At 30.3% G+C, this 21932-nt stretch carries 5 protein-coding genes; all 5 read right to left on the bottom strand.

Translation table 4 applies throughout. The annotated features are described in order from the left end of the window. Positions 1–227: 227 nt before the first annotated feature. The 5 genes from NPA11_RS01585 to NPA11_RS01565 all read right to left on the bottom strand — a co-directional run bounded on the left by NPA11_RS01585 (position 228) and on the right by NPA11_RS01565 (position 21917). Complete coding sequence (locus tag NPA11_RS01585; protein WP_257043898.1) at positions 228–8843, bottom strand: hypothetical protein; 8616 nt, start codon at positions 8841–8843, stop codon at positions 228–230. A gap of 13 nt (positions 8844–8856) precedes the next feature. Beyond that, a complete protein-coding gene (locus tag NPA11_RS01580; RefSeq protein ID WP_257043897.1) occupies positions 8857–17289 on the bottom strand; it encodes a hypothetical protein in 8433 nt (2810 codons plus the stop codon). Between the two features lie 226 nt (positions 17290–17515). Then, positions 17516–19315 (bottom strand): hypothetical protein, encoded by a 1800-nt coding sequence (locus NPA11_RS01575; RefSeq protein WP_257043896.1) that lies wholly within the window; start codon positions 19313–19315, stop codon positions 17516–17518. Positions 19316–19437: 122 nt separating this feature from the next. Then, positions 19438–20118, bottom strand: coding sequence for a TrkA family potassium uptake protein (locus NPA11_RS01570; RefSeq protein ID WP_257043895.1), 681 nt, complete (start codon positions 20116–20118; stop codon positions 19438–19440). A 5-nt stretch (positions 20119–20123) separates the two neighbouring features. Continuing rightward, positions 20124–21917 carry a TrkH family potassium uptake protein gene (locus NPA11_RS01565; protein ID WP_257043894.1) on the bottom strand — a complete coding sequence of 598 codons (1794 nt, stop codon included), beginning with the start codon at positions 21915–21917 and terminating at the stop codon, positions 20124–20126. Positions 21918–21932 lie beyond the last annotated feature (15 nt).

Raw genomic sequence — 21932 nt, 5'->3', positions numbered from 1 at the left:
TTAAATTAATTTTTGGGATAAAAATAATAAAATTTTCTCAATATATATATACTATAACTATATAGTAAAATATTATAACCCAATAATTGAATAAATGAATGAAATCAATTTCATATTTACTAAACTTAAAATTAAGTAAATCCTATATATTATATTATTTTCTCCAAAAAAACAAAAACACACCATTTAGAAGTGCGTTTTGCTTTTTTGTTAAAATATAATGAATTTTAACGGAGTTTAAATCAGAATTCACCAATTGTGGCCGAGTAAAGTACTCCACGAGCTGAAGATTTTTGTAGTGAATTTCTAGGATTTTGATTTGTTGAAAATTCCTTATTTGGAGTAGGTGCGATTTGAGCAGTTGTTGGAGTATTTGGGTTTGAACGGAACACTGCTTTTTGTCCCCCGTTTAAAGGATAAACTGCTGCAACTCCAGGAAATTTTGTTGAACTAGAAAATAAAAGCGAAGATCCAGAATCGGGCATTACTTGATTATTAAAAATTGAATAAATTTGTATTGTTCTTGATAATTCAGCTGGAGTAGGTGTGTAATTTGCTGGATTTGACCCAAAATTATTTGAAAGTTGATTCAAGAAGGTTTGATCATCTGTCTTAAGTTCTGTTTTAGTTTTTTGAATATCCAGATTTGATTTGAAAGCATTTTTACTGATTCCATAGAAAACATTTTCCATTCACGAGTTGTATAAGTACACTTTTCTTAACACAGGATCATAATCAATATTAAATTCATATAGAATAACGTTTATTCCGGTAGGAATTCTTGAATTTGGAGTATTTCATCAAGAAGACGAATCGTTTCAAAGATTTTGACCACCTGAATCCGGAAGTTCTCTAAGAATAAAATCATAGATTTCAGGAGTACCTGTACCACTTGCAGCTCCGTGAGTTGGAAATCCAGTGATATAACCAGGTTGAAGTTGTAAAAACGCAAAACCTTTTTCATTGTCTTTTGGAATAATTACTAAACGTTCATCATCTTTAGATGTGGTTAAACTCAAATTAAAGGTAATTGGTATTGAAGATTGATTTTCAATATCAAAACTATATCTGTTGTTAGTATTTCGGTTATCTTTATCTAAATAAGCACTTATTCGAGAAGCACTTCCAGTAGTTGTAGAATTAAGATTTGCTAGAGCTGGATCAGTACTATTTTGTCAAGTTGATTTATATTTAGAATTCGGTTCAAGAATATGAGTACTTGTATTTTCAGTTGAATTTGTTGAATTTAAATTGAAAATAGCCGACTTCATTTTGTTATACACTTTAGTGATAACATCATTTTTTACGCTTGCAGCATTAGAAGCGCTTGCACTTGATACTTGAGGAATATTTCATCCAGCTTCATCAACATCAATAACTTCATATTTAGCAGCATAACCAGCTTGGTTGTTATTATTTACAAAAATACTGGTAGTTCCATTAGTAATTTGAATCTTATCTAAAGTTTGGAAAGTCATAACTACTTCTTTTTCGACTTTTAAAGTTCCAATATCAGTGGCTTGTGATTCGTATGAATAAACAATTTTAGCTTTAAGCGATTGACGATCAACTTCGGCTTGAGTTGGTGCAACCATACTAAATCAACCATTTTGATCGTATTTTTTAATATACACTTTAAACTTAATTGGCGAATATATCGATTTAACTTGATTATCGCTGGTCACATCTTTGCTAGTGTAAGCAAATTGTTCAAACATGTCTAAAAAGTCAGGATTGTTGTGAATTTCAACCATTTCAGGTTGTGAACCATTATTAGTATTTTGGGCAATAATTTCATTAAACTTAGAAACAAACTTAGAACGAGTATATGATTTATTAGTCACAATTACTTTGTATTTTTTATCAAAAGTTGCTAGATCATTTAAACTTTGCTCAGTTGGCATAAAGTCATTAGTTTGATTTGGATTATCATCTAATGACTTTAATAAAAGCTGTTTATTATCGTCTAAAGTAATTCAATCTTTATAGGCAGTTAATGATTGTAATAAACTGTATAAAGTATCTGGAATATTAGTTGTTTTATTTAGAGTAGCAAAATCAAAGTTAGGATCTGTATTGACATTATTTTTCAAGGTTTCAATCCCTTGTTTAAAACCTTGAAATTTCTGAATAATTTGTGCTGTATCCGGATTTGATGTTGTGTCTGAATAACGGATGGTTTCAAAAATATCAGCAAATATCGGTTCAAGTGGGTTTTTGCTTAATGCTTGAGCGACAGCATTTTTAACACTTTTTTCAAACTCAATAAAGTCATGATTTAATCGTTCAATCACAGTAGCAAAATATGCAAGTGATCCTGATTCTTTTTTAGCATTAATTGAATTGTAAATTTGTACAGCTGAATTAATCGAGTTAACAAAAGCATCATATTGAGTTTCTAAACTTTCAACCTGATTGTATTTGTATAAGTTTTGTTGTTTACCCATGATGTTTTGTTTTAATGGGTCTAGTTTTTGCTTTAACTTAATGTAAAATCCAGCTTGATTATTAGCTCCGGTTTGAGTTGGGATTGGAGCAAATTTTTCTGCAAAAGATTGTTTGATATGGTCAATAAAAGCATCAATAACACTTTGGTAATTACCAGTAATAACACCTACTAATGAATTAATTTTGCTTGAATAATCATCAATCACTGTGAAATTATTGTTTAACACATTATCAATTTGGTTTTTTAAAGCTAAAATTGGAGCATATTCATTAGTGCCTACTTGCGAACCTGCACGCACAGCCACTTTAGAAGCATCAAAATCATTGTAGTATTCATTTACAGTGTTTTTAATGTTTTCAACTACATTAATTCCACGATTATACAAATCAAAAATTTGTAAACTTGCTACTGATTTAGCATTGGCTAGATAAACATTGATTTGTGAGTATGATAAATTATCTTTATCATTATTAGCAGTTGTTAAATCATTAATTCCTTTTTGTTCAAAGCGATCAACATAAGTACTTGGTGTGGTACCAGGTGTATTAAAATGAGTGTTTACTGAATCAAAGAAGTTTTTGATCTGATTATCAGTGTCAAGTTGTTCTTGAATTTGAGCTTTTTTGGCCTGAATTAATTGATCAATATTATTATTAATTGTACTAATTAAAGTTAATTTAGTAACTTCATCATTATTATTTGTTGATAAAGTAGCATTAACTCCAGTAGTAGAATTGTTAATTAAAGTAGTGATTTGGTTAAACTTACTTTCAACATTATTATTATCTAAACTAGGATCCTTTAAGACAATAAATCCATTTGCTCGATTATACGCTTTTTGTAATTCAATGGCATTATCAAGTGCATATTTAATTAAACTATTTTTTGCACTAGCCGGTTCGCTTGCTTGAACATTGTTCACGCTTCTAAAGTATTTAGTAATAAGTTGTTGAGCAGTTTGATTATTAGTATTATATTCATTAACAAAGGCTTGTAATTTACCATTAATGACATTTTTAGCTGGTTGAGTAAGTGTAGTATCTGCTTCAAACTCATTTTTGACTTGTTCATAAGCAACAAGCAAAGTTAATTTAGCTTGTTGTTGTTCAATTTGAGCAATAAGGTTTGCAATTGAATCGTTCCCAGTTACTGACATTTTACTTGTATCATTGTAATATGTTTGAGCTCGATCAATTAAGGTTTGCGCTTGAGTTTTAGCATTATTAATTAAATCTAAATTACTTACAATTTTATTTTTAAAATCGTTTAACTCATGCGCTTGTTGAGCTAGATTTTTTAAATCTTGAAGTTTGTTCTGGATAATGTTAACTTTAGCACGGACAACATTAAGAGTTCCGGTTTCATTCGGAGAAAGAGTTAATGTGGTCGAAGTGTTGTTTTCTTGATCTAATTGATTTAAAAAGGAAATTAATGAATTTTTAAGTTCATTGTGCACAAGTGGAATGAATTGAGTTTGTTTGATTGTATTAATTTGAGTATGGGTTGCGTCTCTATAAGCATTACGAGCTTGAATAGCAGCTTTTTTATCTCCAATTTCAGTGATAATTTTTTCAGCGAGTGTATTGTACGCTTGTTGATTAAGTGTATTATTTGAACTTAATTCAAATAAATCATTGACTGAATAAGTATTATTAGTTTCTTTTCCTAATGTAGTATTAGGGTTTGTAGTTGCACTTGGAATGCTATCTCAAACTAAAAGGAGAATCGCTTTAAGATCAACAGATGAAGTTGACGAATTATTTTGAGCAAGTGTAGTGGCATATGTTAAAGCATCATGATCAGCATTGATTACATTTTTAAATGATCCAGCTTTAGCTGTTAGTGTGGTAATTTTATCTACACCAGCTTGATCGTATTGATCATTAATTGCAGCGGTTTCAAATGAAGTTAAATAAGTATTTAATTCATTTAATTTATCAATCCCAGCTACTCCATCAACACTTCTTAAGTTAAAGTCTGAACCATTAATAATTGTTTGAATTTCAGCTAATTTGCTTGCGAGTTGATCAGCAGCGTTAAGTTTTTGAGTGCTAAAAATAATTTTGTGACTTAAATCATTATAGTATTCAATGTTATTATCACTTCCAGTTGGAACAGTTATTTTAAAGTAATTAGCTTTAGCTTCAGTTAAAAATGTATTGATTTTTTGAATATAAGTACTAATTAAACTTGAACTATTATTATTAATAGCATCCATTGCACTTTTAGCACTATCAACATTTTTGGCTAGAGTTGCAATAGCTGGTATTTCATCTTTAACACGATTAACTTGATTAAGTATGTCAATTAAAGGTTGCTTATCTGTTGCAGTGTTTGCGGTATTTTTAGTGTTTGCTACATATTCAGTAAGTTTGTTATTAACATCAGTATCATATGTGGCACCAACATTATTAGCTAATTCTCTAACAATCCCTAAAGCCCCTTTGTTAAGATCGTCATTTTCAAGGGTAGCGATAATTCGCTCACGAATTTCTTGAATACCGACTTCTTGGAGGTACACTTTGTTCAATTCTTTATATTTATTGTCTAGATCGTCAAAAGTATCTGACGAGATTGGCAAACTGATTTCAAGTGCATTAGTTAATTGTTCAATTGAAAAGGTTTTATTTGAGCTACTATTTTGGTTTTTAACAACATAATCAGCTACCCGTTTTTCTAAATTAAATAATTCTGAATAACGAGTAATTTTTTTAATATTATCTAAGGTGTCTTGTAAACTTAAACTTGATAAATTGAGTTGATTTTTAACACTTGAATCAAAGGTACTTTGTCCACCTTGGACTTTAGTGTGTAAGGTCGAATTTCCGAAACTACTTGAACTTGCAGTGGCAGCAATATCTTTGAGTTTATTGAGTGCACGATCTTTTTCAAAGCCAATTTGTAATTTTACAAGATGATCATTAATATCTTGTGTGTCAACATTGACTCTTTGTGCAGGACTTTTATCGTTAACATAAGCTCTTTTAGCAGCTTTATAATATTGCTCAAAACTATAGCTAGGATTAGCATTTTTATTAGCAAGAGCATCAGCGTTTAATGCTTGCTCTTTAGCATCTACTTGAGCAATTGCCTGATTAAATGCACTTTCTAAATCGGCTTTTTTGGTTTGGTATAAATTAATTTTAACTTTAAATTGGTCTCTTTGAGCTTGGATTTGTTCAACACTTAAATCATTATTGAAAAGAATTGTATTAGCTTGTTGAATTAAAAGATTAATTTCTAGTTTGAGTGGTTCGTAGATTTTTCACTCTTTGTTTTTGTTTAAAACTACCTCTAATTGTTGATAAACATCTAAAAATTCTTTTTTAGCTTGGATTATGTTTTGGGCTTTAGTTAAAGTTGTAATTTTCTCTTTAATTTGAGCAACATCATCACCAGTAGCTAAATCATTGTTTGATAATAAGTTTCCAATGTAGTTTGATAAAGTAGTGGTTGATCCAGAATTGTAAAGATTGTAAGAATCTAATAAATGAGACGAAATATTCGCTAGTTGATTAAATAGATCCATTTTTTCGCCAGCAGCTTTAGCACGTTCTAAGTTAAGCTGTGATTTTTGAACAGTTGCGTATTGATTAATTTTAGCTAAACTAGATTTATAAACATCATTTGCTTCACCAGTTGTGGTTTTTGCACTGCTTTGAATTGAACTATTTAGTATTTCGATTTTATCTTGCTCATAAGCAAGTAAAATTTCATTTCCTCTTTCGAGCAATTGAGTTTTAGCATTTTCAAAAGCTTGTAGATTTGGGATATTATCCGATGAATTTAAACGTTTGAGTAATTGATCAACACTGATAATTTCATCATTACCCTTACCAATTGCATTTGTTGTTTTAACCCCAGAGTATTGGGCTGAAGTTTTTTCTCCAATAATATCAAGTAAACGTTTTTTATTTACTTCAGCATCAAATAAATATGGAGTAAGTTCAATTAAATGGTTAGCTTTTGAAATTGAATCATTACTTCTTTGTTGGTTTGATGTATCTTTAGAAGCTTGAACTAAATCATTGTATTGTTTAAGCAGAGCTTGAGCACCATCTGAACTTAAATCAGAACCATAACTTTGATCAATAGCGTTTTTGAGCTGATTTATTTTTTGTTCTAGTAAGATTTTTGTGTCAGCTTGGGTTAAGGCTTTGAGAACTTTTTGTAAGTTTTCGTGTGCACTAGCAACTTGTTCAGGAGTTGCGTCTGGATTGGCAAATAAACTATCAAGTTGATCACGAGTTTTTTGAACATCCTTAATAAATGGTTCAAGTGCTATTGAGTTTGGTCCGCTTGATTGTTCTTGAACAATTTGCTCAGCTGATTGATCTAATAGCGAAAGGCCGCGGAAATCGTTTCCGGTGTTACTTAAGTTTTTAAGTTTTTGTGAAATGCTTTCAATTTCTTGAGCAAGATCAGCATTCCCATCTCCTGAGTTAATTTTTGCACGAAGCTCATCAAGACGTTTTTTATATGAATTGTATAAATCGATTCTTTTTTGTTCACGTTCAGTTGGAACGTAGGTATTATCATTGTTTGAAAAGACTGTTCTTAAATAATCATCAGTAAAGTTGGAAAAGTCTTCAGCTTGGGTTTGTTTACTTGCGTTAATTAAGTTTTGAAGTTTAATATTGTAAGTTTTTATTTGTTCAATTAATTTAGCTGAAGGAACAGGATCAAAATCCTTAGTTAATGGGGTCGACTCATCATTAAGTTTTTGAGCTTCGCTAATAATAACTTTGTTAAAGTCATTATTCAAGCTTGCAAGTTGTTTGATATGTTGATTCATTAAATCGATTAATTGTGATAAATTGTTTTTTAAAATGGTTCTAAGCGATTCATTAAGTTGGTTTTTAACCGAGACTAGAAAAGCTGATGTAACTGAATTAGAATAGGTTTGGACCACTTGGTTATCTAACTCATTTAATTTACTAATAATATCTTGATTAGTGAAAGGTAATTCTTTTACTAACTTAATTTGTGATTGAATGAGTTTGAGCTCATTATTGAGATAGTCTAATCTTTCCAGTTCTTTATCTTCGGAATTATAAAAATTAAACAATTCGTTGGAAAGCTCTTTAGCTGGTAAATTTTTATTAACAATGGCTTGAATTTGTGATTTTAATAAAATTGATTTCTTTGGAGTGATAATGTTGTTTTTAAGAGCTTGGTCAATTTTTTGGTTAGTTTCGTGAATAACTTGATTTGAAAATTTAAGAGCGTAAAATTGGCTGAATAAATCGCTTTTAGCTGAAATAAGTTCTTTTTTATCACTAATTGATAACACTTGAGTAATTAATTGTTTGAGAGTATCTTTATTAAAACGAAGCATTGGATCAAGTTGATCAATGTAAGTATTTAAATCACTAATAACTTGCTTAATTTCGCCACTAGTTTTTTGGGTATCTGAAATTTGTTGATAAAAAGTCACCACATCATTACGAATTTTATTAATATCGGCTTGAGTTAAGGCAATATCTAAATTGATTTTGGTTGAATCTAGGAATTTTTTGACATTTTCTTTTTCACTCTGAGTGTATGCAGTGTTTTTAACATAAGGCTCAATTTGCTTTAAATAATCGTTAATTTCGTTAATTTCACTTTTAGATTGTGCAAGTACTTTTTCAAGCTTTTTAACTTCATTTTTGGTATCTTGCGAAGCAATTTGAACTTCATTAAGTCTGATATTAGCACTGATAATCCGTGAATAAAGCGGTACTAATGAATTATTAGCATCCTTTTTGAGTCCATTAAACGGAAGAGTATCAAGTTGATTAGAAGTTGCTTGAAGTAATTTGATAAATGGATTGAGTTTATCATTTTGTGAAAGTACTAATTTTGATATTTCTGATGAAAGAGTAGTTAAATATTCTTTTCTTTGCTCACTATTTAAGCTGTCAAAATCGTGAATAAAAAGCATTGAACGATCTTGCTTGAGTTGGGTAAGTTTGTTCTTTAGATCTAGCTCACGAATCCGGGCTTCTTGATTGTTTAAAACTTTCTTTCAAAAAGATTTAGATTGATCAATGTTTTCAACCAAAAGTTGATCAACGTTATTAATATAGAAATTAAAAACTTTTTCTTGTGCTTTATCAAGAGCTACTAGTTTTTCTTGGAGATTTGTTTCTTTATCATTTCAAATATTTTTAGCTTGACTAAATTGTTTTAGCACTTGCTCTTTGTCGTTTTGTGAAGCCTCAATATAAGGCGCGTAAAGTTTAAATAAGTTTTCGCCTTGAAGAAAGTTTCCAAATACAGTGGATGAATTAATGTTTTCCTTTGAGTGAATTAAGAACAAGGTTGCGCCCAAACTAACAGCAAGCGGTGCTGCTATACTTGATGAAATAACAAGAGTTTTAGCTAATTTTTTATTTTTTATTTTAAGCATGTCATCTCCTTTTCTAATGTAGTTTTAATCGAATATCAAATTTTCCATTTTGTCCAATTGCATTAAAGAAATCGTCATATCCAACTCCACCTTTTCCTGAATTTGTAGTGTCTTTTTCGATTTTATTATCTTTATTTCATAAAGAAGAATTACGTAAATCTTCAAAGGTTAGTCCCACAAAATCTCTAAAGCGGATTTTATTCATTATATATTCATAAAAGCTTGGTAGAGTTGCTGTCGGTTGTCCGGGTGTTTTACCAGTTGTGCTTTGTTTAAAAAAGTAAACGTATCTCAATACATCAGGATCACCAAGCGAAATATTTTGAGTTGCTGTGGTTGGAGTTTTGTCAAAACGGTTGAGAATTTGTCATGAAATAACCATTAAAGCTGGATTATTTTGAGCATCAACAACCGGAATTCCAATAACAATTGGTAAAAAAAGTAGATTTTTATTTGTATCTTTATTTGAAACTAGTGAGTATAAGTAATTTTGACGTCATTGAAATGTATTATTGTTTGCAGAGCTAATTATATTAATCAAATAATTAGTGTTTTGACGCCCTAGTCCTTTATCATCAACAAAATTAGGGCTTAAAGTTTTTCAGTAAATAGTGTTTCCGACTTGAGTATAACCTTTATATGCACTAGTTAGTTTAACTTTAATTCTGAAATCAGGCGAAGAATCTGAGCTTGCTGATGCAGGTGCATCGATCGGATCATCTACAGATTCGGTAAAGAAGTATTTATCATCATGAAGTAATTTTAGAGCCGAATATTTATTAAAGGCTCCGAAAAGTCTTGCTGGAGCTTGCAGATTATTTCATCCAGCTTCTTCGGCAGTAAATAGTGTGGTAGTTAATGTATTTGTGTTTTGAATATTTCCTTTATCAATCACAAGGGTATCTAAAGTATGGAATGAAATTCCGACATTTTCAAACTTAATCCCAAAATTCGCTACAGTTCCAAAAGCACTATCAGCTTGAGTTAAAGATGCCGGTTTATTAAATCTAAAGTAAAAATTGACAAATCCACGTTTAATTGAAGGGTCTGAAGTTAAACGTGATCTGAGGTATTGAGCATTTGTATCAGTTGCTGATTTATAAACAAATAATTCGACATTATCTGTATTAAAGAAGTGTTCAGCTCCTTTGAAAATGTTGAATTTATCAAATAAATCTCCAATTAATCCGCCACCTTGAGCATTAATTTGTGTATTAATTTTTTTAGCTTTATAACTAGTTCCGTCAATAGTGATCATTTCTTCGTTAAGAGCATTATTATCAAGAGTTTGTTGAAATTTTTCTACTGTAGTATTTTCTTTTGGAATGATGTTAGCATAATTAATAATTCCATTAACGCTTTGAGTTAAAAAGTCAAAGAATAAATCAGTATTGTTAGTATCAGTTACTCATTCAAATAATTGAAATGCTGTGTCAAATCCTTTGGTAATAGTGCTATAAATATCAAAATCACTTGCACTATTTTTATCTAGATTGGCCACTGATTGTTCAGTTTCTATTGAAGGATTGGCAATTTTAGCATATTCATTTTTTACCTGAAGAAATTTATCAGCGTTTGTGGCAATATTTGGATCATTTTGATCAGAACTTGCAATGTATTTTAAAATATTATGAATATTTGATCTTCCGTCAAATCCAGTAACTCCATCAATAAATTTAGCCAGAACTTTTTGGAGAGTATCTTGGTCTGAAGTATTAGTTCCAAAAACGATTTTTTCAAGTTCTTGTTTAGCTTGAGCAATCGCGACAACTGCGGTTTTGAAATTGTTAAAGTAATCAGTACGTGCTTTTACAACACTTTGTTCAGTTGGATTTGTGAATGATAGATTCGATTCATCATTTTCATCACGCACTTGAGTTGAAGTGGTATTTGTGATTGGATCCATTGCCTGTAAATATGCATTAATCCGGCTGGTTAATTCTTGGGTAATTGAAGCTGTTTGATTTAAAGTATAACGAACATTGTGTACTGCATTATCATCAATCAATTGATCATCAATTCTTTGGTGATTGCTAATTCCGAGTAAAAGATTTGGAATGGCTTTAATGGAAATTAAATTTTGATAGTAACCTAAAAATTCATTAGCCACACTTGAAAGTGTCTCAAGTACACTATTATTAGTAAAAGTTTTTAATCAAGCTTTATTAGCATCATCTGATTGACTTAAACGAGCAGCATAAGTTGATGCATTGGTATGTTTATTATCTGAAGCTTGTGGATGAATTGCATTGTTAAATTGGTTGAGTTCAGCTTGAGTGATTCCAGTTGTTTTTAAAATAAAATCTTGACTAACATTATTAGTCATTGGAACACTTAAAAAATCATAGAATTGATTGAATTTATCTTTATATGAGTTATAACGATGAGCTTCTCAATTAAAGATTTTTAATCTTTGATCATCGTATTTAGTTTGAGCATTTTGTAAGGCAGTGTTGAAATTGAACAATTTTTCAGCAGTATAAATATCAATATTTTTAATTGAATCAAGAGCTATACTTTCATAATCCGGTAACTTAGGAGTATTATTTGGATCTGTATAATTTAAACTTAAATAGCGATTTAACTCTGAATGAGCATTAAAAATAGATTTGGCTTTGATTGTTTCAGCTTTTAAAATATCATCTAAAGCACCATTATTTGAATTATAAAGTTCATTAGCGAGTCTTAGTTTGTCACCTTCATTATGATTAGTGTTGTTTAACTTTTCTGTAGCTTGAGTGATTTTAGCTTCAAGAGCTGTATATAAATCCCTAATATTTGACGGTTCATAGTTTGAATTAGTTTGTAATTGAGTTTTGTATTTATCTAAATATTCTTGAGCTTTATGAATATTGGCTTGAAGAATTTTTGAGTTAACAAAGGCAATGTTGAATGAACTATTCGATGATCCGGTGATGTATTTTTCTTTTAAAATATCATAGTTTTCTTTAGTCTCAAGATTTGAATTATTGTTTAAATCAGTAAAAACACTATTGATAATGCTTTTAAGTGGTATTTTTGCATTAGCAGTTAAATATTCGGTATCGGCTGAATTTGTACTAAAATCTTCAACTTCACCAATTTTTTGAGCGGCTAAAATTGCTAATTTTACCCGAGCAACATATGTATCTAGGAAGAAAATATTGCTATCAAGCAAGGCATTGTCTTTTTGAGTGTAAAAATACGATTCACCTTTATTGATTTCATCGTCAAGTTTAGCTAGAGAGCCAGTTACATTGGCATTTGAACTAATATTGGCATTCATACTTTGAACACTAGTTTTTTCGGCCTTAGCAATAGCTACTAACTCAGCAATTTTCTTGTACTTATTAAAGAAAACATTAAATTCAACTACTTGTAAAATGGCTTGGTCAATCCCAGCAATATCAGTGGCATTTTTAATGTTTTCTGCTTGAGCATGGAAAAAGTCATCAGCTTTTGTTTTTAAATTTTGATATTGCGGGTCTAAATTAGCATTTCCTTGAGTGTTTAATTGATCAACTTGCTGGGTTTTGATTCCATTATCACTGGCATTTGCTACGTTTTTATAAATAAAGTCAAGTGCACGTTTCCGAGCTTGGTATAGTTGATAAACATTTTCAAAAGAATTGACCAAAGTTGGGTATAAAGTGGTTTCAATATCAGTGGCACTTTGGTTAGTTGTTGGAATGCTTTTTAAAATTTCGTCAGCAAGATGTTGAGCATCAGTGGTAAATCCATAATTTGCATTGGTTGCACCAGTTTTATAAGCAAAATTGTTATAGCTATTATCTTGCAAGACTTGATTTTGAGTATGGATTTTTTCTTCTTGTAATGCGATTAATTTTTTCAGAGCAGCTAAAGTATTTGATACGGTAAATAATTTATTTTGATTTATTGGTGCTGTGTCTAAATTATTAGTTAAACTATCATAATAATTACGCATTTTGCTCATACCGTCTGAACCAGTTCCATGGGTTCCAGTTCCGTTTACATATTGAGCGGAAATACCATTTTTATCATTTGTTACTTGATCGTAAACTTGAGTAAATTTTGTAAATAAAGTAATCTTATCTTCAAGTTGTTTCTCTTTAGCAATTAATTCAACTGAATCAATACTTAAATAATCATTTTCATAAGCATTATAGGCAGTTTGTATTTCTTGGAGAATTGATTGTTTTCCTGCTGAGGATTGAGTATTATTAGTGGTTGCTAAATCTTTAGCTCTTTTAACTGTAGTTGCTAGTTGTTTGAGGTTTTCTTCCTTAAATTGGATAGCACTTAGAGCATTATCAATTGCAATTAAATCGCTTTTATTAGTAACGCTATTAACCTGATTTTTAAGCTCGTTTAATTTATTATCAATTTGAATTTTTAAAGCCGGATCAAGATCAGTTAAAGGAGCTAGTTTAGTATCAATTGCTGTTTTGTAATTATTAATTTTTTCATCTTGACTTGCTTTAGCGTCTTCGAGTGAAATGGCGTCAAAATAAAGATCTCTAAGCTCGTTTCTCAGTACAACAATACTTTCAGGTGTTTGTGCGTAAAGTGCACTAGTGTCAAGACTTGAATAAGAATTTGCACTATTAATTTTTGTAAAAAAGCTTGCATTTTTTGCTATTGCTTGAAGCACTTGATAATTTTTTTGGTTTGGTGAGGTTTTTGAATTTTTATCAAAATAAGTAAAGATGACATTTAACTGGGCAATTAGTGAGCTAAGTGCAGAAATTTTTTGATAATCTTTTTTAATTTGAACTTGGTCCCGTAAATCAGTATAACTATTAACAGTATTTTTAATTGCTTCATTTCAATGGGTAATAGCAGTCTTTCAATTATTGCTATAGTTAGTTTGTACTTCGTTTGAATAATTGCTCAATGGGTTAAGTTTACCATTAAGCTCAGCTGATGATTTACTGAATAAATCTTGGGCATAAGCTAATGGTAAAAGATCAAGATTAGCTTGAAGTTGATTGGTTAGAGTGGTCTTTTTGCCGTTTGTGTCAGTTGCATTTTTCAAGGTTTCAAACTCGGTAAAAATTGCCATAGTTTTTGGAATATTAGTCAATCCATCAGCCATTTTGCGAGCATTATACTCAGTTTCCATATTGGTTTTGAGTGCAATTACATCATCTCAAGCTTTTTGGATGTCATGCTTGATAGTTTGTTCTCTAGCGGTAAAGAATTTAATATCATCAACTAGAGTACCTAAGTTTGATTTAGAACTGTAAAATTCAGCTAATCTAGTTTTATAATCAGCAATCTTAGTGTTAAAAGCAGCAATGGCATCATCAAAAATTGCTTGATTTTGCTCATTTTGAGTATAAACAGCTTGCAGTGTTTTAATGGCTCCTTCGCCATTTAAACGAGTCTCAGTTTTATCGAGTTCATCCGTTAAGATCCGAGTTTTAAAATCAATTACTGAAACTGAATCGCCATAATGAATAAGAGTATTGGTTGGCTCATTAGCTGTTCCGCTACTTGGTTTATTGATGATTGAATCTTTAAGAGCTTGGTATGTAATCGGATTATCTGTTTGAGTAATCAATCCTAATTTAGTAGCACTTTTGTTAAGGGCTTTGGCTAATTTAAGATATTTTTTAATCTTATTTTCAAGTTCGTCAACTTGAGCTTGAGTTTTGTTTGGTGTATTGATTAAATCATTAGTTAATGTATTAATACTTTCAATTGATGTATTAATTTCACTGTATGGAGATGTACTTCTTAAATTTGCAGTATTAATCCGATTATCTTGAATTTGATCATTAGTTTTTCTTAACAAGGCAATTGATATTGATAGTCCAAGAGCTTTGTATTGGTTTTCTAGTTCATTAACTTTAGTATTAATTTCGTTTTTATCAAAGTTAGGGTTAAATAAAGTTGTTAAATAAGTGTTTACAGAACTATTTAATGCTTTAGCTTTGTTATATTCGTCTTGTGGTTTAAAGGTTCCATAATCTGTGCTTTCAGTATCATCAATAAGAGCTTTGAGTGCATTATTTTTCACTTCTAAATCTTTAGCTGATAGCACTGCCCCCATTAACTTAGCAATATTACTATTAATTTGGGCTCTTTGTTCATTGGTAATGCTAGTGTTTGATAATTGACCTTGATACTCACTTAATTTATTAAGAATTTTCTTTTGTACTGGGGTGGGAGCTCCATTTAAAGAATATGGAGCAAAGATTTGATTAATTTCATTAAAATTATCTTGGAGTGCTTGTTTTGATTGATATTCAGCTTGCTTAGTTTTGTAATCTGAAATAGCCTCGTTCATTTGATTAAGCAAAGTGCCTAGATCAGAAATGTTTCCAGCATTATTTAACGCATCTAAAATTTTAGTTTTAACTTGATTAATTTGTAAGGTTTCAGTTTCTAAAAAGGTTTGTTCAGCATTTTTCCCCGCTGAAGATTGAATGGTTTTCTCACCTGCACTAACTGCTTGCTCTAAATTATCAAAGTTTTCGGCATTTTGGGCAATATTTTTAAACTGAGTTTGAATTTGAGTAAATCTAGTTTCTTTTTCTAAAGGGGTTAAATTAGGATTTTGTGCAGTAATTTCAGCTTGCTTTTTGAGTTCTTGAGTTTCAGTAAATAGTTTATTTCCAAATGGTGAATTAATTTTGCCATCAGTTAAACTAAAAACACCAAAAAGGGCATCTTTGGTACTACTAAATTCGCTTAGGGTTTTTTGCAACCCATCGCTGATGTTGGCTTTTTCTAACTCTGAACGATATTGTCTAATTAAACTTTGTAATTCTTCTCTAATCGCAGTAGAATTATTAGCAATTAATGGAGCAGCTTGGGAATTTAAAAAGGTTAATTTATCTTTAACATCAACACTGATTGCATTTTCAGCTTCAAGAATTGAATTAGATGCTTTGAATCAGCTCTTCAATTCAGCACGGTTAATTTCTCTTAATGCGTTACTTTGTTCCCTGAGTGCATCGTTAAGTTCTTTAACTGATGGATTAGAATTAAGTAATGATAAGAGTTTAGAGGACATTCTAGCGAGGACATTCTTGTTAACATCTCTTCCTTTGTTTTGTGCTTCTAAAATCTGATTATTGAGTGCTTTGAGTGAATTTTTAAAGACCAAACCTAAAAGGACATTATCATAAATGTCATTGTATAAATCGTTAAGTTTACTTAAATATTCATTAATATTATCAAAGTTTGAACCAATAATCTCGCTAAGTGTTTTTTCGAAAGAACTAGCATCATTTGAATTAAGATTTTTCTGAGCTAAATACTCGCTAATTCTTGATTTAATAGTTTTGATTAAATTTTCAAGGTTTTTAATAGTACTTGATAAATTAGTAGCTTGAGCAATGCTATTTAAAAGATCAATTTCATTTTCCTGTGGATTGTGCTGTATTTTATCAATTTGCATTTGAACTATTTGAGCAATTGAATTTTCAATTTGAGACGAACGTAGGTTATCTAAATCGTTAGTTAATGTTTGTACTAGCTTGTTTTTATCTGGATTTTCAGCGATTAAAGTCTTAAGTTGATTGTTGACTAAATCGTTTAAATAAACAATTTCATCAGCTTTAGTTATTGCTAATTTTGGAACTGGATTTAAAGCAATGTTTTTGTAATCGTCAATACGTTTTAGAAAGTTGTCTTTGAGTGAATCGCTTAAATTAAGAATGCTAATCTCGTTCCGTACTCTAATTACATTTTCTAAAAAGTTATTAAGATTTTTATTTTCTTGGGCTTTGTTTGAGCTCAATTTAGCCACCATTTGATCATAAACTTTTTCATACTCTAGTACTGCATCACGCGAATATTCAGGTTGGTTGAGTAAATTAAGAATTTGTTCAATAGTTGAGAAGAGTGCGCTTTTTTCTTGAGCACTAAATAGGGTTGATCCTTGCTTGATTAATTGTTCGTGATTGGTTCAAATTTTAGTTTCTAACTCAAAGGAAAATTGATTTGATCGTTCAATTAATGGGTCAATGAAATTATAAAAAGAATTTAATGTATTTTGCTTATCGGTTGAAGTTTCAAGAGCACTTAAAACTTTGTCTTTAGCATCTTTTGCTTCACTTTGAAAATCAACAGCTTTAACCAAAGAATAATACTCATTAATTAAGGTTTTTATTTCGGCTCTATCAGTTGTGACACTAAGCAAGGTTTTGGGTGTTAATTGTTTAAGTTTATTTCTTTGCTCAAGCATTAAAGCAATTGAAGAATCTTCGTTAGATAATAATTGATTAGCAAAAGCAATCTCTGATTTAAGCTCTTGAACCAATTGATTGTTTAAATTAGCTTTTGGAACTGAATCTAATGCTTTTGAAGTTTCAATTACTTGTTGTTGAAGTTCTTTAAAAAAATAGGTTTGTTTCCGCTCCGGTTTAAATGAGTTGTGCAACGATAACAACACTCCCACCGAAATAAGAGCTGTGCCTGACGCAATACCGCCGGCTATACCTAAAGCAGTTAAAGTTTTTTTAGAATTCCTCATAAAATTTACCTCAAAAAATATTTTGTATTAAAAACTAAAATTAGTATTTACTATACTAATGAGTTTTTTTATATTTTATCACTTTCTTCCATCTAATATATGTCAAGGAAGTTTGACATTCAGGGGCGATTTTTGTAAATTTTAAATAAATTTACGGTATATAAAACTTGTCATTGAAGTTCTATATGATTCAAAAACAATATTATTCGTTCAAAAAATGAATATTTTAGTCTTGATTAAGTTCAGATCGAGTTTTCATTAAAAATTCACTCATTGGCGGAAATTTTTCCAAAGCAGGAAATAATCCGGGATCAATAAAGTACTTATAGACATTATAAAGTTCTTTTCGATTAGCTTTTTGACCTTGGTCTCCAAAGTAGTGAAAGTCTCTTTTAATAATATTAAAAGTATCAGAAATTGGAAAATTATTAGGATCAACAAATAAGAGAGCTTGCTCTAAATTTATTTTAAAAAATCCTTGAAGCATGACTAAAGTAGCTAATAATGTTGTTGAAGTTGGTTGAATTCCAAAGAGTTTAGTTTTGGCTTTTCCGCTGATAAAATCATCTTTATTAAACAAAATCGAATCTCCGCTGGCAATTCCTTGCATATCAAGAGCGAGCATATTTTCTCAGGATACTGATGGATCTAAGATAATAGCTTTATCTTCGTGTCCATTAGTAAAATGCTTTATATATTCAATAGCTTGAGCTCCTTTGTACACTGGATGGAGCTTATAGAAATAGTTATATTGTTCTGGTGGATATAACTCTAAAATCTTAGCAAAATAAGCGTGCAGTTCTTTCTGCGATTGGACATCAGCGATAATTCTTCATGGTCCACCTTTATCTTGTCTAAATAAACTTGATCCAATAAAGACAAGATTTTTCTTGCTTTTACTAAAGTTTTCTTTCCCGTGAATGATCAAATCATCAAGTTTTTTACTGCTTAAATTAACTAATTTATTATAATCGTTTAAAAACTCTTGTTCATCTAATTGGGTTAATTCCTTAGTCACGTTTTGATAATTAAGTGGATAATCATAAACATTAATTTTGGCTCAATCAAATCCATTTTTAATCAAATCCTGATTAAAACTATTTGAATATTTCCCTGATAAATTGTAAATTTTAAACTTTTCTTCGAGTGGATAAAAGTAATGATAATCAATTTTCATTGGGTTATCAGTTTTTAAACTATCTCATGCTTGTAAAAGTTGCTCTTTATTATAATGCTTAGTTTGATTTTTAACTCATTTAATGTAATTATTATTAATAAAACTGTAAGGTTGGGCGTTTCCATCGCTTAAAATAACAATTTTATTTGCGTGTTCAAGCATGAAATTACGGGCTTTAGAATCAAGAGCAGTATAAGAAATATCAGGAATGTAAAAATCAAAAAGTTTAACTCCAGCGTCTAAATAAGGTTTTAAATATGCTTGGAATTCTTCAACTTTTCGTGGGAAAATTGAATAATTAGTAAATCGATAATCTTCTAAATATTTAGTATTATCAAGTAGTAGTAATTTCCCAAATCCAAGATTATATTTTTGTTCATAATCTTTTAGAGCAGCATCACCATATTTTTCTAGTAATGGAGCAAAATTGAATCTTTGATCTTCATTTTTAAGTGTTTTAGCATATGAATTGACATCAGAATCAATGAGATAGATGATATCATTATAAGGTTTTTTCTCAGTTTGGTGTTTTATTAATTGTAACTGAGCAACCATTGCAATAAAACTACTTATAAAAAATTGTGATGCGTTGCGTGAAATAAATACACTTGGATGTTCATTTTGAGCTGATTCAAGAATCTCATTGTTAAACTTTTCAAAACTAAGAGTTTGAGTACTTTCTTGAGAAACTTGATCTAGATTAGGTTGCATAACCTTGTCTTCTTTAGGAGTTTTTTCAGGCTGGGTGCTAAGGCTGGGTGCTGAAGTTTGGTTTGTGTTGGTACACGAAGCCGAAATAATTGAACTAAAGCTTAATAAAGGGGTTATTAATCGTCATTTTTTGCCCATATTGATTTTTTCCTTTTTATATTATGTGAGTAAAAGTAATACAATTATACAATAAAAACGAAGGGAACACCAAATTCCCTTCGTTTTGAAACTTGTCAAATTAATTACCATTTGCTAAAAAATTAAATAATTTCACTGGTGTTAAGAAGTTTAAAAATGTGAGTAACATCAGCAATTTCACCAATAATAGTAACTAAATCTTCACGTTTAAGCTCAGTATCTCCTTGTGGACGAATGGTTACTGCACCACGTTTAATCAATACAATGGTTACACCAAAGTTATTAAAGTTCAGGTCGCGAATTTTTTTATCGCTAAAATTTTCGCTTATGACTTTGGTGGTTCCAAGCACAAAGTTATCACCTAATTCTTTTAAATTAGCACTATAATCAATAAAATGTCTATTCCCAGCGATTAAAGCGGTTCTAATTCCGGCTTCATGCTCAGGACGAATGATTATATTAACCCCAATTTGATTCAGTACCCGAGCATGGCGTTCGTTAATGGCTCTCACAATTAAATTTTTAACTCCTTGTTCTTGTAAAGCAGCTACAATTTCAATATTATCTGAAACAGCCACTACTACTGTTTCAATATTTTCAATTCCAATTCCTTTGAGTGCCTTAATTTCAGCAGCATCAGCAATAACTACTCTTTGAACATCGTCGACAAAATTACGAGCTGATTCTTCATCTTTATCAATAACTAGGACACTTTTATTCATTGTAATTAATTGATCAATTACAGCTCGCCCAAAGCGACCAGTACCTATCACTGCAATATCATTTTTATACTTAATTCCCATAATTTTTATCCAATCGCAACATCTTCTTCGATGTATTCATAATATCTATTGTATCTTTTTTTCCGTTTTCACACAAACATTAACGAGCTCACTCCAAATTGTCCAATGAACATAACAATGGTAAGTGTAATTTTTGAACCATCATTAAGAACTGGGGTAATTCCAAGTGAAAGTCCAGTTGTTCCGAAAGCACTACAAATTTCAAAAACAATTTGCTCAAGACGATAATTTTGTGTTACATTTCTAAATCCACTTTGATCAGTTAAGGTTCCTGAAGTGGTTGCTCCATTTTTACTATACACATCAAAAGAAGTCACGCAAATAATAGTGGCAAGAATAATTAAAAATAAACTAATGATGAACACTTTTAGTGCATTAAAACAATTATCCTTATTAATTGAACGACCAAATAAACGAATTTTTGAATCGCCTTTAAATGTGGCAAAAAGCGTTAAAATAACTAATGCAAAAGTTGTGGTACGAATTCCTCCACCAGTACTTGAAGGAGCTGCTCCAATGAACATCATAATGGAATATGTAATATAACTATTAAAGGTAAAATCAGATAATAAAGCAGTATAAAATCCAGCACTTCGGGTTGAGAGACTGATAAATAAAATGGCAAAGATTTTTTGAAATGTATTACCATACATTGGGCCGTTAGCTTTAATATTATTAATAATAACTTGATAACCAACTAGTTTTGCTGGTGCTATTTCATTTCCGTCTGGATCCTTTCACGGTGTGACAAATTGTGAATTATTAGCAATATAAAGTCGGTAAGCATTGGTTTGATGATCAGAAACATAATATTTATTTCAAATAGTATTGTAATCTTTAGAGAGCGTTTCAAAAATTAACGAAGTCGAAAAACCAACAACAAAAACGAGAAAGTAAATAATAAGTGAGAGTTTTGAAAATAAAGTAAAGTTGTATGGTTTGGTATTTTTGCTAATTTTATGTTTAAATCAACCATAAATATCATACAAAACTGGATACCCTAAACCACCAATGATAAAAAGAATGATAAAACAAATTTGTAAAAAATAATCATTATAATAAGGCATTAATGATACGTTTGAAATAATATCAAAACCAGCATTGTTAATAGCTGAAACTGTGTGAAAAAAACCAAAGCGAAACGCAAGTGATCAATTCCCTCTTGGTGATTGAAAACCAGCATAATGATCAGCGTGAACAAGTGCAGGATTTTGTTCTTTTAAATAAACAGCTATTCCTGGTGTAGTGGCATTATCATTGGCATAATAAAAGTAAATTGAAAGTAAAAAGCCAAAGGTAATGGTGATAACAACTAAAAATTTCACTGAAGCAATCACTAAATTAATCACCTTTGATGAATCGTTTCCGCCCCGTTCAGATTGAACTAAATTTGCATCACTCAGAGAGATATTTTTACGTCGAAAAATGAAGTTAAAAACAAATAATTTAATGGCAAAAATTCCAATACCGCCGCTAAAAATTAATATAGCTAGCAAAAACTGACCAAAAATATTAAATTGTGAATAAGTAGCCTTAACAGTTAACCCAGTATCGCTAAAAGCACTTGAAGCTGTGAACAATGCATCAACAAAAGATAAAGGAACATTTTCAACTTTAGTGACTGGATCAACTAGATTTTGAGCAATTGGACTTCATAGCATTAATGCTGAAATAATCACGACCAAAAAATACACAAATAACAAGTATTTGAGTTTTGATGTATTTTTTTTGAACTTGCTAATTTCATCAAAAGGACGGGTGAATCAACTTTTTTTAAATCAGCCTTTAATATTGTTCATTACAACCTGCTTGTT

It is taken from the genome of Mycoplasma sp. 1578d, from assembly GCF_024582695.1.
Lineage (GTDB): Bacteria > Bacillota_I > Bacilli_A > Mycoplasmatales > Metamycoplasmataceae > Mycoplasmopsis.
This window is presented reverse-complemented; position numbering and strand designations above follow the sequence as displayed.